Genomic DNA, 15,033 nt, shown 5'->3' with positions numbered 1-15,033 from the left:
TGAACTGCAATGACTGACGCGGCGCCCCGCTTGCCGTGAGGCTCAGCTTGAGCGCCGCGTCCGTACCATCAACCCGCCTTGGCGGTGTTCTGTTTTTCCAGTTCCGAAATGCGGTCCTGCAGTTTGGTCAGGCCAGCGTCGATCTCTTTCAGGCGGCTCGCCTTTTCGTCGGCGCTAAGCGTGGTGCTGGCGGTGGTTTCGGTCTTTTGCTTGAACAGCTCAAGCTGGCGAATGGTCAGCAACTGGTCGTCCGAAGACTTGAGGAACTTGCCCATCTGCATGTTCTTCAGCACGGCTTTTTCTTCGTCGGTGTCGCCATAATTGACGAAGAAATCGCGGATCTTGTTCTTGGTCTCATCGGCCATGCCCTTGCGCCAGACCATCGGGTCGGCCGGGATGATCGGCGACTTCCAGATCACCTTGAGCATGGCGGCCTTGTCCGGCTGCGTGACTTCCAGACGGTCCCAGCTTTCGGTGTTGAACGTCGCGACATCCAGCTGGCCCTTGGCAACGCTCAGCGCGTTGACTTCGTGGCTTGAGTTCAGCGTGCGTTTGAAAGCGGTGGCCGCATCAACGTGGTTCTTGGCGAACACGTAGTAACCCGGTACGAGGTAGCCCGAAGTGGAGTTCGGGTCACCGTTGCCGAAGGTCAGTTCCTTGGCGTGCTTGAGCATGTCCTCGACCGAATTGATCGGGCTGTCCTTGCGCGCAATGATCACGCTCCAGTAACCCGGCGCGCCGTTGGCGGCAGCGGTCTGGGCGAAGATTTCGCCGCCTGAACGGTCCACGGCTTCCATCGCCGCCTTGTTGCCCAGCCAGGCCACGTCGACCTTGTTGAAGCGCATGCCCTGGATCAAGCCGGCGTAGTCAGAGGCGAAGGTGGCGTTGACTTTCAGACCGGTTTTCTTCGACATGTCGTCGAGAAACGGCTGCCAGACGCTTTTCAGGTTCTGCGAAGATTCGGTGGACATGATGCCGAAGTTGATGGCGCTGTCGTCAGCCTGCGCGGTGCCCATCAGGCAACCGGCGAGCACAGCGGCAGACGCGAACACGCGACCGAAACGGTTCAACATGGAGAGCTCCTGGAACGTAGTTGTGGTGTGTTGTGAGTGGTTAAAGCGACGCAGTCGTCAGGCCTGGGCCAGCGCCAGCTGTGGCGGGTGGCCTTGATTGCGCCCTTTGTCTGCGAACATCAGACTGGCGTCGGCGTCGGCGCCATACAGGTCGTTGAGGAACGGTCCGCTGAGCTCGGCACCGTTACCGTCGAAGTGGATGCGGCCACCCTTCAGGGCCACGGCACGCGGGCAATAGCGCACGGCGTAGTCCACCTGATGCAGGGTGACGACGACGGTCTTGCCGTCCTGACGGTTGATGTCGGCAAGAATTTCCATGACCTTGCGCGCGGACTCCGGGTCCAGCGATGCGATGGGTTCGTCCGCCAGGATGACTTCGGCTTGTTGGGTCAGCGCCCGGGCAATCGCCACGCGCTGCTGCTGACCGCCGGACAATGTTGAAGCACGCTGGTGAGCCAGATCGGCCAGACCCACGCGGCCCAGGTTAGCCATTGCACGGGCTTTTTCCTCGGCATTGAACATTCCCAGGCTGCCACGCCAGCGCGGCATGCGGCCCAAACAACCGAGCAGGACGTTGTCCAGCACACTCAGGCGGTTGACCAGGTTGAACTGCTGGAAGATGTAGCCGATGTCGGCGCGCAGTCGGCGTACCTTGCCATTGAGTCGGCCCGAGGCCTGCACTTCACGGCCCAGAACCCGCACACTGCCGCCATTGCTGCGATCGCAGCAGGCCAGACCTGCGAGATGGCGCAACAGCGTGGATTTTCCCGAACCGGAAGCGCCGATCAGCGCGACCATTTCTCCGGGTTGTATAGACAATGCGAGGTCAACCAAAGCGGTTTTGCGAGCAAATGTCTTGTTCAAGCGGTCGACATGGATGGCTGCGTTCATGGGCTTCTCTTGTCTTTGATTGCGGCGTCCTGCCGAGGTGAATGTTCTACCGTTCAGCCCGTCCCTGGCCGCGTTCGGTGCGAGTGACATTAGAGAGCGCGTGTGGCAGTTCGATGAACCGTCCATGAACGCGAGATAACAGTTCGTTGACCATTTGATGCGGGGTAATTGGCGGTTTTTGTCGACATGTTTGCCGAAAACAGCGGCCTTGCGGGGGTGCTGGCTAGACAAGTCGAACGAAAGGAACGTGGCTTGTCCCGCGATCAACTGCGCAGAAGTCGTGAAGAAAAATGCAGTGGGTCAGGTAAAACGCGTAGCAGGCATTACGACCGGTTCCCGGCCGATCGCGGGACAAGCCACGCTCCTACACATTCAGCACCTGAGCACCTATCAATGAACTGGAAACAAACCCTCACCGTCGTACTGCTCAGCGTCTTGCCCTTCCTGGCCAGCGCCGACAATCAGGAGAAGCCCACTTTGGCCGCAACCGGCTCTGCCCATTACCGCTTCGAACGCCTGACCATCGATTCTCCGGATGGCCAGCGACATTACCGCCTCGACATCGGCATCCCTCGTAACCCTGCGCCAGCGATTGGCTATCCGGTGATGTACCTACTGGATGGCAATAACGTATTGGCCGAGTTGCAGGACAGCTGGCTGGGCGAGCTGGACGCAGGCTCCCCGCCGCTGCTGGTAATGATCGGCTACGACATCGAAGACACTTACGACGGCGAACAGCGCACCCGGGATTACACCGGGGCCACGTCTAAAGCGTTTCTGGAACTGATCGAGTCAACGATCAAACCGCAGATACAGGCGCGCTACGCGACCGACGTCACCCGACAAACGCTATGGGGCCACTCGTTCGGCGGGCTGTTCGTGCTGTCTGCGCTGCTGGAACGGCCTGATGCTTTCCAGACCTGGATCGCCGCCAGTGCATCACTGTGGTATCAGCCGATCACCTTCGACCATGGCATGGCGCTTGGAAAATTCCCCGAAGGGACCACACGCACCGTGCGCCTGGTCAGGGGCGAAAGAGAAGGCAAGCCGCCCATCGCACAATTCGATGGCGGCTCGCCGGAAAGAAGGAAAGCGATGCAGGCAGTGCCCAGCGACGCCAATCGCCTGCTGGCAGAACACCTGGCCACCCTGCCCGGCACCGAGGCCAGCTACGAGCAGTACAATGGCCGCAACCACGGGCAGATGTTCAGCACGGCGTTGCACCTGGGTTTGCGCAGGGCAGCCGGATTGCCCGAGCGGCCTTGAGGTTCTGAGGTTCTGAGGTTCTGAGCGATAAGTCGTGCTCACGACAAAACCTGTGGGAGCGAATTCATTCGCGATGCAATCCATCAGCCGACACATCCGCGGCGGATGCAACGGCATTTCGCGAATGAACTCTCTCCCACAAAGGCGTGCGTTGCGCCGCAATCGGTGTTGTCAGATCCTGAACGTCCCCACCAGGTGCTGCAACCGCGCTGCCTGATGCTCAAGATGGGTACAGGCGTCCAGCGTCGACTTCAGGTTGTCCACGCCTTCCTGGTTCAGGGTGTTGATCTCAGTGATGTCAACGTTGATCGACTCGACCACCGCGGTCTGTTCTTCGGTCGCGGTGGCCACCGACTGGTTCATGCCGTCGATTTCACCGATGCGGCGTGTCACGCTGTTCAACCGTTCACCGGCCTGGTTGGCGATGGTCACGCTGCTTTCGCTCCGGCGCTGGCTTTCAGTCATGTTCGCCACGGCATCGCGAGCACCCACCTGCAGCTCTTCGATCATGCCCTGCACCTGCTGGGCCGAATCCTGCGTCCGGTGCGCCAGGTTGCGCACTTCATCCGCGACCACGGCGAAACCACGACCTGCCTCACCCGCCCGCGCCGCTTCGATGGCCGCGTTGAGCGCCAGCAAGTTGGTCTGTTGCGAAATGCCGGTGATCACCTCGAGAATCTGGCCGATGTTGGCGGTCTTGTTGTTCAGCGTTTCGATGTTCAGGCACGACTCGCTGATCTTTTCCGACAGCTGATCCATCGCCTTGATCGTCTGCGTAACAACGCCCTGACCCTCGCTGGCCAGTTGCGTGGCTTCGCTGGAATGCTGCGACGCCATGGCGGCGTTCTGAGCGATTTCCTGGGCTGCGGCACCCAGTTGATTGATCGCGGCGGCCACGCTGCTGGTGCGGCTGGCTTGCTGGTCGGAATTGCTCATCGACGAGTTGGAAGCGCCCACAACGCGTGCCGCCACTTCACCCAATTGACCGGCGGTGGACGCCACCTCACGTATCGAGCCATGAATACGCTCGACGAAGCGGTTGAACGACTGCGCCATCGCGCCGAATTCGTCCTGCGAGACAATCGACAGACGCTTGGTCAGGTCGCCCTCACCGTCCGCGATGTCCTGCATGGCGCGGCCCATCTGATGCAGCGGCTGCATGAGCACGCGGATCAGCAGGCCAAGCAGCAGCATGATGATTGCCACGGCGATGACCATGGCAGTGATCGCCGAAGAACGGAACTCACTGAGCATCGAATACGCCGCATCCCGGTCCAGCACCAGCGCCACATACCAGTTGGCCGAGGACAATCCCTCAACCCTGGTGAACGAAATGAACTGCGCCTTGCCGCCGGATTCGATTTCAGCCACGCCTGGGGCGATCTTCGGCGCCCCGTTGGGGTAGGCCTCACTGACGTTCTTCAGGACCAGCTTGCTGTCGGGGTGGATCAGGATCTTGCCGTCGGCGCTGACAATATAGGCGTAGCCGTGCCCGCCGAAATTCAGCGCGTTGATGGTCTTGCTGATGGCATCCAGCGAGATGTCCGCGCCCGCGACGCCGATCATCTGGCCCTGCTGACGAACCGGCGTGGCCAGCGTCACCACCAGTTTGCCGGATGAAGCCGCGATGTAGGGCTCGGTGACAATGATGCCCTGCGCAGCATCGGCCGCCTTGTACCAGCCGCGAGCACGGGGGTCATAGTCGGCGGCCCGGTTACCGGCCGGGACCGAGAACATCAGGCCGTCCTTGCCGCCGAAGTAACTGAGCTGGAAGTTATCCGGGTACACCGGCAGGCCGACGATGCGCTGCAAACTGCTCGGAGTCGGGCCGTCAGCGGCAATCTGCTGAGCCATGGAGTACAAAAGCTGAGTGCGACTGTCCAGCCAGGTTTGAATGTTCTGCGTGGTCAGACTGCCCAGTTGTTGCAGTTCTGCATCTACGTTGTTCTTCAATGTTTCCCGCTGACGAAAATCGTTCACCAGTATGAAACACGAGAAAGCAACAACAACTATCAGTGCAGCGGCCAGCAGGATCTTTCTGCTGAAACCCAGACGATTGATCATACGATTGTGTCCATAACCAAGAATGACAGCGACGTGAATGCGTAGCCGATCAGGCACGCGCCGCGCTTTTTACGGGGTTATGCGAAGAAAGGGAAGACGCGGCCTGAAATATACTTCGGCCGTTGAGTGGCAGAGTTTAATGCCGGTCGTCGACGACACTAATCGGTCAGTACTTATTAGGGGCAATAGTTGGGTTTTTATTTAAACATCCGTCTAAGTGTGTTTAAAGCTGGATCCAATAATGTGTATCACGCCGGAACGTGTAGGCGCTTGCTTGCCCGCGATTGCGGAGTGTCAGTTGATAAATTCATCTCAGACAGATCGCATTCGCGGGCAAGCGCGCTCCTACAATAAATGTGCGGCGTGTCAGGGCCCGACACGCACGTCGTTATTTCGCGAACAACTGCCCGATGTCCTTGAACGCTTTGAACTCCAGCGCGTTGCCGCACGGGTCGAACAGGAACATGGTCGCCTGCTCCCCGACCTGCCCCTTGAAGCGCACGTAAGGCTCGATCACAAACTTCACGCCCTGACCCTGCAATCGATCCGCCAACGCTTCCCACTCTTCCCAACCCAGCACCACGCCAAAATGCGGCACCGGGACGTCATGGCCGTCCACGGCGTTGGTGCCAGCGTGGGCTTGTGAATCGGTTTTCGGGTGTTCGTGGATCACCAGTTGATGGCCGAAGAAATCAAAATCCACCCAGTGATCGCTGGAGCGGCCCTCGGGCAAATTGAACACGTTGGCGTAGAAATGCCGTGCGGCGGCCAGGTCATAGACGGGAATGGCGAGGTGAAACGGCGAGAGCTTCTGAGGGGTGGCGGTCACGGTCAACTTCCTCTGTTTGGGATGGGAACATCTTTACCCATTGAATCATTGATTGAAAGATCATAATTTTCGCGTCGAGCCACAACTATTTTGATCAGTGAGCCGCCATGATTCGCGAGTTGAAAACCTTCCTTACCGTCGAACGCCTGGGCACGTTCGTCGCGGCGGGCAACCAGATCGGCCTGACCCAATCGGCGGTCAGTGCGCAGATCCGCACCCTGGAAAAAGCGCTCGGCACGAAGCTGTTTGATCGCAGCGGACGCAGCGCCACCCTCAATGCGGCCGGTCAACGCGCATTGCCGATGGCGCGTGAAATCGTGGAGCTGTATGAACGCATGGCCACGCCGTCAGCCGACAGCGGCTACTTTGGAGAGCTGGTGATCGGCGCTATCGCCACCGTGCAAACCGGCTTGTTGCCCGACGCGCTCGTGCAACTCAATACCCAGGCGCCCACGGTCGAGGCCAAAGTGGTGCCGGGTGTTTCGCAGACATTGCTCAACAGCGTTGATGCCGGCGAGATCGACCTGGCAATCCTGATCCGACCGCCCTTCGCACTGCCCAAGGAATTGTCGCTGGAGGTCATCGAACGCGAGCCGTTCGTGCTGATCGCACCCGTGCAGATAGAAGGCGACGATCCCCTTCAACTGCTTCGCGACAACCGGTTCGTGCGATACGACCGCCATTCATTCGGCGGCCGTCAGGTGACGCGGTTCCTGCGTGAACAGAAAATCGAAACACGTCCGGGGCTCGAACTGGACGAAGTCGACGCCATCGTGCGCATGGTCGAGGCCGGACTCGGTGTATCGCTCGTGCCGCGAGCGGGTTTATGGCTGGAACGCGCGGCCCATATCCGGATCGTCGAACTCGGTGCGCTGACGTTTTACCGTGAGCTGGCGTTGGTGATGCGTCATGCGAACCGGCAACTCCCGCTGCAGCGGTTGTTTCGCGAGTGTCTGGCACCAAAACGCCTGTAGGAGCGGTCGGTTCGACGCCTCACGCGCGATCAAGGGCGCGTGAGGCTCACCGCAGATCAGCTTTTGTAGGGGCGCGCTTGCCCGCGAAGACGGTGTGTCAGTCGATACATTCGTCGCAGGCATACCGCCTCGTCCGGATGCGACCCGGAACACGCGCACTCCGACAGGGTCCTGGCCCAGTTCACACCGACTGCAAATGACACCTCACCCACTCGGCACCGGCTGCGCCTCTGGCGGGCAACAACGCCTGCGGCTTATCGCAGCCCACGGTTGCCTTCGGGCAGCGGTCCCGAAAGAAACACCCGGTGGGCAGGTTGCGATTGCCGGGCAATTCAGTCGGCGCGGAGACCTGGGCGTCGTCCACCGCCACGCCCAGGCGCGGCACGGCTTCGAGCAATAACTGGGTGTAGGGATGACGCGGGCGCTCCAGCACCTCGGCGGCGCTGCCCAGCTCGACGATCTGCCCCAGGTACATCACCGCGACCCGATCGGCCATGTGCCGCACCACCGAGACATTGTGCGAGATCAGGATGTACGTCAGGTCACGACTGCGTTGCAGTTCGGCCAACAGGTTGAGGATCTGCGCCTGCACTGAGATATCCAGCGCCGAGGTCGGCTCGTCGAGGACGATGATGTCCGGGTTCGACGACAGCGCCCTGGCGATGGCGATGCGCTGCCGCTGACCGCCGGAAAACTGATGCGGAAAACGGTCCATGTACTCCGTACGGATCCCGACCTGAGAAGCCACTTTGGCAGCGATGTCACGCATGTCCCGACGCGGCGCCGAACGCTGGACGAACAGCGGCTCGGTGATTACCTTCCACACCGGCAGTCGCGGATCGAGGGACGATTGCGGGTCCTGAAACACGATCTGCACGTTGCTGCTGCGCTCCTTGGCGTTGTTGTAAATCCACTCGAGCTTGCCTGAGGTCGGCTTGATCAGCCCCATCAGCAATTGCGCCAGCGTGCTCTTGCCGCACCCCGACTCCCCCACCACCCCCAGGGTTTCCCCGGCACGCACCTGCAGGTCGATGCCGTTCAAGGCGTGGGCCAGGGCCTTTGGTCGACCGAGCCAGTCCTTGCCCATGGGGTAATGCACGCGCACGTCTTCAAGGCCGAGAATCACCGGGTGTTCATCGGGCAAGGATTCAAGGGCTGCACGGGTCATGACGGCATCTCCTGTGCTGAAGAATGGGATGGCTCGCTCAGCCAGCAAGCGCTCTTGCGATCAGCAACGGCATCGATGACCTGCATGGGCGGACGCTGCAGGCATTTGGGCATGGCATAAGCGCAACGGTCGCGGAAGGTACAGCCCTCAGGCAAGGCCGACAGATTGGGGACCTGACCGGGAATGGTCATCAGGTCCTGACCGGGTTCGACCTGTTCCGGCAACCCACTGAGCAGCCCTCGGGTGTAGGGATGACGAGGATCGGCCATGACTTGCGAGGTCACGCCCTGCTCCACCACGGCGCCGGTGTACATCACATAGACCCGGTCGCAGAACTGCGAGACCAGCGCCATGTCGTGGGTGATCAGTAAAATCGCCGTGCCTCGCTCGCGGGCTTTTTCGCGCAACAGCAGCAACACTTGCCGCTGGACAGTCACGTCCAGCGCCGTGGTCGGCTCGTCGGCAATCAACAACTGTGGATCGCAGGAGAACGCCAGGGCGATCATCACCCGTTGACGCATGCCGCCGGAAAGCTCGAACGGGTAACTGTTCATCACCTGCTCGGGATCGGCGATGTGCATGTCGCGAAGCAAGGCGACGGCTTTGGCGCGGGCGTCGGCCTTGCTCAGTTGCTGGTGATGAATGATCACGTCGAGCATTTGTCGGCCGATGCGTCGTGTCGGATTCAGCGCGGTCATTGGTTCCTGAAAGATCATCGCGGCGTCGCGGCCACGGACCTTCAGCAGGTCTTTCTCCCTGGCCCTGAGCATGTCGCGGCCCAGGATGCTCAGACTGCCGCTCTTCACCTGATACGCGCGTTCAGGCAACAGGCGCAGGCTGAGCATGGCGGTGACTGACTTCCCGGACCCGGACTCACCGATGACCCCGACAATCTCACCGGGATTGACGTGCAATGACACACCATTGAGCGCCTTGACGGTGCTCTTGTACGCAGGGAACTCGATGCTCAGGTTGTCGATGGTCAATACCGGTGAAGGGCCGACAACGGGATTGGAGGCTTGTGCGTGCATGGTCATTTCCCCTGCTGGCGTGGGTCGAGCAGGTCACGTACGCCGTCGCCCAGAAGGTTGAAGCCCGTGGCGGTGATCAGAATCGCCACACCGGGAAAGGTCGAATACCACCATTGATCGAGGATGTAATTGCGCCCTGTCGCGACCATCGCCCCCCATTCGGCCGTGGGCTGTTGCGCACCGAGGCCAATGAATCCCAGCGCCGAGGCCATGAGAATGGCGCTGCCGATGTCCAGACTGAGCTGCACCAGCAAAGGCGGCATGGCGTTGCGCGCCACGTGCCAGAGCACCATGTGCCAGCGCCCTGCGCCGAAGGTTTCAGCGGCTTTGACGTAGCCCATCTGGCGGATGCTCAGGGCTTGCCCCCGCGCCAGTCGCACGTAAAACGGAATCCGCACCAGGGTGATCGCCAGCATCGCATTGAACAGGCTTGGGCCCAGCGCCGCGGCCAGCGCCATAATCAGCACCAGCGACGGCACCGAGAGCATGATGTCCATCAAGCGCATGATCAGGCTGTCGAAGCGCCCGCCGATGATCCCGGACATACAGCCCAGCAAGCCGCCCGCGATACATGACGCGAATGCGACGAACAGTCCGACGCCCACTGACTGACGGCTGCCGTACAAGACCCGGCTGAACAGGTCGCGGCCCACTTCGTCAGTGCCAAACCAGTGCGCGGCAGACGGCGCCGCCAGGCGCTGGCCCAGATTAAGCGCGTTGGGATCATGGGACGCCAGCCAGGGCGCGAAGACCATGCACAGCAGCACCATCAGGGTGATCAGCAACCCGGCCATGGTCAGCGGGCTGCGCCGCACCTGGTGCGCCAGGTACGCGAGTTTGTCCTGCCAGCGCGAAGCCTTGGGCAGCGGCGCCACGACCGGCGCAGTGAGGGGAGTGGACATTTCAATTGACCTCGCCGATGCGTGGGTCGATCAGGCGGTACACCAGATCGATCGCCATGTTCAGCAGTACATAAATGAAGGACACCAGAATCGCGAAGCCCATGACCGCCGGGAAATCCAGCGACTGGATCGACTTGACTACGTAGGCGCCCATGCCGGGCCAGGCGAATACGGTTTCCGTCAGGACCGCGCCGTAGAGCAGATCGCCCAGGGTCAGGCCCAGCACGGTCACCGAAGGGATCAAGGCGTTGGGCAGCGCATGGCGCAGGATCACTGCCCACTTCGACAACCCATAGGCCCGCGCTGTACGGATGTAGTCTTCACCCAGTTGATCGAGCATCGCCGAGCGGATCTGCCGCGCCACTACGCCAAGATTGACGAAACCCAACGTGATCGCCGGCAGGATCAGGTGCTGGACAGCATTGAAGAACAGGCTGGTATCCCCCACCAGCAAGGTATCGATCAAGTAAAAACCGGTCACCGTCGGCGGCGGTTCCAGGCCTTCGTCAATCCGTCCGCTGCCGGGCAGCCAGTTCAAATGCCCGTAAAACAGCACGATCAGTCCCAGCCCGAGCCAGAACGCCGGGGTGGAAATCCCGGTGACCGCCAGGGTTCGCGCCACCTGATCGATGAAGCGGTTGTGGTAAACCGCCGACAACACGCCCAGCGGCACCCCGACCAGAATCGACAGGGTCAGCGCCGCCAGCGCCAGCTCGAGGGTCGCCGGGAAGAACGCTTGCAGGTCTTCGAGCACCGGACGATGGGTGCGGATGGACGTGCCCAGATCGCCCTGCAACAGGTCGAGCATGTAGCGGCCGTATTGCTGGTACAGCGGCAAGTCCAATCCCAGTTGATGGCGAATGTTCTCGACAATCGCATCGGTTGCACGGTCGCCGGCAATCAGCCGCGCAGGATCACCCGGAATCAGATGAGAGATGGAAAAGGTAATCAGGGAAACGCCAAACACCACCAGCAGCAGGCCGCCCAGGCGTTTACGCAAAATATTCAGGAAGGCCATCAGGCACCTCGGTCACGCATTCAATCGACAACGCGAATCAGCTCGCGGACACAGCCTTGCCATCCACCCGATACTCTGTGTGCGGATTCATTCGCGATACGGCGGTACATCCGGCAGAGATTTATTGGATGTACGGCCAATCGCGAATGAATTCGCTCGCACAGGGCCCAGAACCATGGCAACACGATCACTTTGTCGCCCATGGGCTTCTTGAAATCCATGGGCGACGACGGCTTACTTGGTGATCGTGCCGATGTTGAACACTTGCTCCAACATCGGGTTGAACACGTAGCCCTTGACCTTCTCGCTCATCGGCAAGGTGTAGGCCTTCTGGTACAGGTAGGCGTAAACGCTGTCGTTGAGCACGATCTTCTGCGCCTGCTGGTACAGCTCGGTGCGTTTGGCCATGTCGTTGGTGGTCGCCGACTCGCGGATCAGCTTGTCCACTGCCGGGTTGTCGTAGAACGAACGGTTACCCGCCAGCCCTTTCAGCTTCGAATCGAAGAAGAAGTTCATGAACATGTAGGGGTCGGCGAAGTCCGGGCTCCAGGAACCGATGGCAACGTCAAAGTCACCGGTGCCCAGACGCTCACGCATGCTCGCGTTGGCCAGCTTCTCCATCTTCAGGTTCACACCCAGCGACTGCAGACCGGCTTGCAGCGTCAGACCGATCGGCTCCCAGTTAGGGTCCTTGTCGGAGTACATGAAGGTCAGGTTGCTGATCTTCGGCGAGACCTTGGCCAGGTCTTCCTTCGCTTTGGTCATGTCCTGCTTGAACGCAGGCTGCTTCTCGTCGTACGCCCACATGCCTTGAGGGATCGGGCCGTTCAGCGGCTTGGCCTTGCCTTTGAGAATGCCGTTGATGATGCCGTCATAATCGAGCGACTCGACGATGGCGCGACGTGCATCCGGGTTGTTCATCGGCGCTTTCTGGGTGTTCAGGTAGAGCAAGGTGACACGCAAGGACGGATAGTCGCCGACCACGATGCCGGGCTTCTTCGCCAGTGCTTCGAGCTGGTCTTCGGGCATGTCCTCGATGATGTCCAGATCGCCGTGTTCCAACTGCAGACGACGCACCGACGCCTCACCGATAATCTTCACCACGACCTTTTTCAGGGTCGGCTTGGGACCGGCGTAGTAGCTGTTCTGCTCCATGGTGAGGGTCTGGCCCTTCTGCCAGTTGACCAGTTTGAACGCACCGGAACCGGCAGTGTGGTTCGACAGATAAGCCTCGGCGCCTTCGCTTTTCTTGGCCACATCGGGGTTGATGATTGCCGCGCCGTTGTGCGCCAGCGTCGAGAGAAACGGTGCGTACGGCGCTTTGAGCGTGAATTTCACGGTGAGCGGATCGACCACCGACACCGTCATGTCGTCCGGGAATGCACCGGAAGGCCCTTGCTTGAGCTTCATCACCCGATCAAACGAAAACTTCACCGCCTCGGCGTTCACGTCGGCGCCGTCATCGAACTTGTTGCCGGGCTTGAGCTTGAATTCCCAGGTCAGGTTGTCCGCCGACGTCGACCAACTGCTGGCCAGCTCGCCCATGACTTCGGTGCTGCCTTTGCCGTTCTCGACCTTGTACGTCACCAACCGCTGATACGCAGGATAGGTCACGGTCCAGTCGTTGTTGTCGATGGTCACAGCCGGGTCGAGGGTCTGAGGGTCGGACGGTTTGCCGATCATCAGGGTGTCCTGAGGCACGGCTGCGCTGGCCGATTGCCAGGCACCCAGGCCCGTGGCGGTGCAGAGGACTGCCATCGCCAGCGTGCGTGGGAGGGCGAGTGAGGTAACGATTGATTTCATGCCGGTTCCTTGATCGTTCGATGTGTGGAAGTTCGTCAGGTTTGTTGTTGGCGCTATACCGGGCAGTCAAAGCTCGAAGCCTTGCGGGCTTCGACAGGGGGCGCCCTGCTCTTGCGAGTCAGGTCGTCACCAGGTTCAGCCGGGATTCATGTTCGTCCCGGTCAGGTGTCACAGGTGTCTCGGTCAGTGGGCGGGGCGGATCGAACCGTCGTCGATCAGCGGATAATCGTCGGCGCCAGGCAGCTCGTAGTGCCACCACTCGCTGTCGATGTAAGTGAATCCGGCGGCCAGCATGATCCCCAGCAGCAGCAGGCGATTGCGCTGCACGTCGGCGGGCAGATCGGCGAAAAACTGGTGAGAGTGCTCACGCATGTCATCGAAGCCTGTGCCCATGTCCAGCGCCTGCCCCGTGGCATCGATCAGCGTCAGGTCGACCGCCACCCCCCGGGAATGATGCGAACCAAGGCTCGGATCACGCACGTATTCGGGGTTGGGCAGCGCTTCCCAGAGCAGGTATTGCGCGTACGGCGGACGATAGGCATCGAAGATGCGCAGGGTCAGCCCGGCCTGACGCGCCAGTCGGCTGGCCTTGCGCAGGCAGGCTTCGGCGTCGCGGTGCAACAGGCAGCGCGGATCCTGATAAATCTGCTTGCCGGCCAGGTTGTCGACGCCGGCATAGATCAGGTCGACTTCGACCTGCAGCGCCTTGGCATCGACTTCGACGAGGGGGCTATTCACGTAAACATTCTCCAGATCAGCTCAAACGGTTCATCACGCCCAAGGCGCTTGTCTCAAACAGGCAATCGGGTTATTCGAACTGCCCGAACAGTTGTTGCAGTTCACGGTTCTTCGCCAGGCGTTGATCGAGCCGGTCCCCGTACTTCTCGGCCACCGCCGACACCATCAGGTTGAACAGGCAGGTCAGCGGCGCGAGCGAGTCCCAGAACTGGCCGACATCAGAGTTCAGTTGCAGCAGATCGGTGGGGTAATCCCGCGCCCATGGGCAATGGAAATCCGTGATAAATGCCAGCGCCAGGCCCTGCTGGTGCGCCACCTCGCAGAACGTTCGAGTGACCGCCGAGTAGGTGCGAAAGTCAGCGATCACCGCATAAGGATTGTCGAACTGCGAGTTGAGCGATTCGGCATAGGTGCCTGAAAGCCCATCGACGTAGTAGACCTTGGGTCGGATGTATTCGAGGTGCGAAAAGAACGCATTGAGAATCCCCCGTGTGGTCTGAATGCCGACGATGAACACCGCATCGGCGCTGCACAACCGCTCGACGATGCGCACAAACGTGTCACTGCGGGCCAGGCCGTAGACGCGCTGGATGGCTTCCAGCTCCCGGTTCATCGAACGTTCCAGAGCATCGCCATGGGTGCTTTCTTCGCGAAAAGCCCCGAGACGGTCGGTGATCACCCACGGGCTGACACTGTCGCCGCGCAGGCTTTGCTTGACGTCGTCAATGTTGCGATAGCCCAGCGAACGCAAGAACCGGCCCACCGAAATCCCGGTGGTGCCCGTTTGCTGGGCGATGCTGTCGGCAGTCTCGAACGGCAGCTTCTGGGGATTGGCCAACAGATACCCGGCGATACGCTTGCCGGTCGGCGTCAGGTCGCTGAACCGCTGCTCCAACGTCTCGAGGAAAGGACTCTTGACCATGAACATTCCGCTTGAAACCGGCATTGAGGACAGTCGAAAAATGTTATCAGGAAGTCATTCCTCGACAGGATGTTACCAACATAACATTGGTTTTCGAGATGGCACAATGATTTTTTTCAGGCGTTTTCAGTGGGGAGTTTTTGTGGTTCAGGGTGGTGCGGGCGGGACGCGAAATGCGCTTTTTATGGGCAAAAAAACATCCCTGGACCGCTCTCCTGTAGGAGCGTGGCTTGTCCCGCGATCGGCGACGGAGTCGTCGTAAACCCTCACACTGAGTCGTATCTCAAACGCCGCGTTTACCGAATCCACGGCCGGTTCCCGGCCGATCGCGGGACAAGCCACGCTCCTACAGGA

The 15,033-nt window shown here is 60.4% G+C and carries 14 protein-coding genes and 1 pseudogene; 3 read left to right on the top strand and 12 right to left on the bottom strand.

Annotated elements, in window-relative coordinates; all coding sequences use genetic code 11:
- Positions 1-68: 68 nt before the first annotated feature.
- Entirely contained in the window at positions 69-1,073 is a 1,005-nt protein-coding gene (gene phnD / locus AB4N84_RS22960) for a phosphonate ABC transporter substrate-binding protein (protein ID WP_460043324.1), read from the bottom strand.
- 57 nt (positions 1,074-1,130) lie between these two features.
- Positions 1,131-1,964, bottom strand: coding sequence for a phosphonate ABC transporter ATP-binding protein (phnC, locus tag AB4N84_RS22955; RefSeq protein WP_460043323.1), 834 nt, complete (start codon positions 1,962-1,964; stop codon positions 1,131-1,133).
- 393 nt (positions 1,965-2,357) lie between these two features.
- Here phnC and AB4N84_RS22950 point away from each other — a divergent pair, with 393 nt between their 5' ends.
- A complete protein-coding gene (locus AB4N84_RS22950) occupies positions 2,358-3,230 on the top strand; it encodes an alpha/beta hydrolase (RefSeq protein WP_460043322.1) in 873 nt (290 codons plus the stop codon).
- Between the two features lie 171 nt (positions 3,231-3,401).
- Here AB4N84_RS22950 and AB4N84_RS22945 read toward each other — a convergent pair whose 3' ends face one another.
- The 3 genes and pseudogenes from AB4N84_RS22945 to AB4N84_RS22935 all read right to left on the bottom strand — a co-directional run bounded on the left by AB4N84_RS22945 (position 3,402) and on the right by AB4N84_RS22935 (position 6,123).
- On the bottom strand, positions 3,402-4,166 hold the full coding sequence (locus AB4N84_RS22945) for a methyl-accepting chemotaxis protein (protein ID WP_425262193.1): 765 nt from the start codon (positions 4,164-4,166) through the stop codon (positions 3,402-3,404).
- 141 nt (positions 4,167-4,307) lie between these two features.
- Positions 4,308-5,294 (bottom strand): annotated as a pseudogene (locus AB4N84_RS22940) (cache domain-containing protein); the annotation flags it as partial.
- 388 nt (positions 5,295-5,682) lie between these two features.
- Positions 5,683-6,123: a VOC family protein gene (locus AB4N84_RS22935; protein ID WP_062382530.1), complete on the bottom strand. Its 441-nt coding sequence runs from the start codon at positions 6,121-6,123 to the stop codon at positions 5,683-5,685.
- 107 nt (positions 6,124-6,230) lie between these two features.
- On the opposite strand from AB4N84_RS22935, the gene AB4N84_RS22930 reads away from it, so the two are divergent.
- A complete protein-coding gene (locus AB4N84_RS22930) occupies positions 6,231-7,097 on the top strand; it encodes a LysR family transcriptional regulator (protein WP_460043320.1) in 867 nt (288 codons plus the stop codon).
- Between the two features lie 181 nt (positions 7,098-7,278).
- On the opposite strand, the gene AB4N84_RS22925 is transcribed toward AB4N84_RS22930, so the two are convergent.
- From AB4N84_RS22925 to AB4N84_RS22895, 7 genes are all read right to left on the bottom strand, one after another.
- Positions 7,279-8,265, bottom strand: a complete 987-nt coding sequence (locus tag AB4N84_RS22925; protein ID WP_074749823.1) for an oligopeptide/dipeptide ABC transporter ATP-binding protein — start codon at positions 8,263-8,265, stop codon at positions 7,279-7,281.
- Positions 8,262-9,302, bottom strand: coding sequence for an ABC transporter ATP-binding protein (locus AB4N84_RS22920; RefSeq protein ID WP_460043318.1), 1,041 nt, complete (start codon positions 9,300-9,302; stop codon positions 8,262-8,264). The genes AB4N84_RS22925 and AB4N84_RS22920 overlap by 4 nt, the downstream gene beginning before the upstream one ends.
- Positions 9,299-10,198 carry a D,D-dipeptide ABC transporter permease gene (gene ddpC / locus AB4N84_RS22915; protein WP_460043317.1) on the bottom strand — a complete coding sequence of 300 codons (900 nt, stop codon included), beginning with the start codon at positions 10,196-10,198 and terminating at the stop codon, positions 9,299-9,301. The genes AB4N84_RS22920 and ddpC overlap by 4 nt, the downstream gene beginning before the upstream one ends.
- A 1-nt stretch (position 10,199) precedes the next feature.
- On the bottom strand, positions 10,200-11,216 hold the full coding sequence (locus tag AB4N84_RS22910) for an ABC transporter permease (RefSeq protein ID WP_074749817.1): 1,017 nt from the start codon (positions 11,214-11,216) through the stop codon (positions 10,200-10,202).
- A 234-nt stretch (positions 11,217-11,450) separates the two neighbouring features.
- The gene (locus tag AB4N84_RS22905; protein WP_460043316.1) at positions 11,451-13,019 is read right to left on the bottom strand and encodes an ABC transporter substrate-binding protein; all 1,569 of its coding nucleotides are present in this window, start codon (positions 13,017-13,019) and stop codon (positions 11,451-11,453) included.
- Between the two features lie 183 nt (positions 13,020-13,202).
- Positions 13,203-13,757 carry a D-alanyl-D-alanine dipeptidase gene (gene ddpX / locus AB4N84_RS22900; protein ID WP_460043315.1) on the bottom strand — a complete coding sequence of 185 codons (555 nt, stop codon included), beginning with the start codon at positions 13,755-13,757 and terminating at the stop codon, positions 13,203-13,205.
- A gap of 70 nt (positions 13,758-13,827) precedes the next feature.
- Positions 13,828-14,679 carry a MurR/RpiR family transcriptional regulator gene (locus AB4N84_RS22895; protein WP_425262190.1) on the bottom strand — a complete coding sequence of 284 codons (852 nt, stop codon included), beginning with the start codon at positions 14,677-14,679 and terminating at the stop codon, positions 13,828-13,830.
- Between AB4N84_RS22895 and AB4N84_RS22890 the strand changes: the two genes are divergently transcribed.
- On the top strand, positions 14,678-14,941 hold the full coding sequence (locus AB4N84_RS22890) for a hypothetical protein (RefSeq protein WP_460043314.1): 264 nt from the start codon (positions 14,678-14,680) through the stop codon (positions 14,939-14,941). The two genes, AB4N84_RS22895 and AB4N84_RS22890, sit on opposite strands and share 2 nt — an antisense overlap.
- The last annotated feature ends 92 nt before the right edge of the window (positions 14,942-15,033 follow it).

This window comes from Pseudomonas sp. S2_H01 (assembly GCF_054668305.1).
Note: the sequence above shows the minus strand (reverse complement) of the source record. Positions and strands in the feature narration are given on the sequence as shown.

What these genes read in the sequence shown, in the direction of transcription:
- AB4N84_RS22930 (WP_460043320.1), top strand. Translation starts at nt 6,231, where the DNA reads ATGATTCGCGAGTTGAAAACCTTCCTTACCGTCGAACGCCTGGGCACG.
- AB4N84_RS22945 (WP_425262193.1), bottom strand. Translation starts at nt 4,166, where the DNA reads ATGAGCAATTCCGACCAGCAAGCCAGCCGCACCAGCAGCGTGGCCGCC.
- AB4N84_RS22890 (WP_460043314.1), top strand. Translation starts at nt 14,678, where the DNA reads ATGAACATTCCGCTTGAAACCGGCATTGAGGACAGTCGAAAAATGTTA.
- AB4N84_RS22905 (WP_460043316.1), bottom strand. Translation starts at nt 13,019, where the DNA reads ATGAAATCAATCGTTACCTCACTCGCCCTCCCACGCACGCTGGCGATG.
- AB4N84_RS22910 (WP_074749817.1), bottom strand. Translation starts at nt 11,216, where the DNA reads ATGGCCTTCCTGAATATTTTGCGTAAACGCCTGGGCGGCCTGCTGCTG.
- AB4N84_RS22950 (WP_460043322.1), top strand. Translation starts at nt 2,358, where the DNA reads ATGAACTGGAAACAAACCCTCACCGTCGTACTGCTCAGCGTCTTGCCC.
- phnD (WP_460043324.1), bottom strand. Translation starts at nt 1,073, where the DNA reads ATGTTGAACCGTTTCGGTCGCGTGTTCGCGTCTGCCGCTGTGCTCGCC.
- phnC (WP_460043323.1), bottom strand. Translation starts at nt 1,964, where the DNA reads ATGAACGCAGCCATCCATGTCGACCGCTTGAACAAGACATTTGCTCGC.
- AB4N84_RS22920 (WP_460043318.1), bottom strand. Translation starts at nt 9,302, where the DNA reads ATGACCATGCACGCACAAGCCTCCAATCCCGTTGTCGGCCCTTCACCG.
- AB4N84_RS22895 (WP_425262190.1), bottom strand. Translation starts at nt 14,679, where the DNA reads ATGGTCAAGAGTCCTTTCCTCGAGACGTTGGAGCAGCGGTTCAGCGAC.
- ddpC (WP_460043317.1), bottom strand. Translation starts at nt 10,198, where the DNA reads ATGTCCACTCCCCTCACTGCGCCGGTCGTGGCGCCGCTGCCCAAGGCT.
- AB4N84_RS22925 (WP_074749823.1), bottom strand. Translation starts at nt 8,265, where the DNA reads ATGACCCGTGCAGCCCTTGAATCCTTGCCCGATGAACACCCGGTGATT.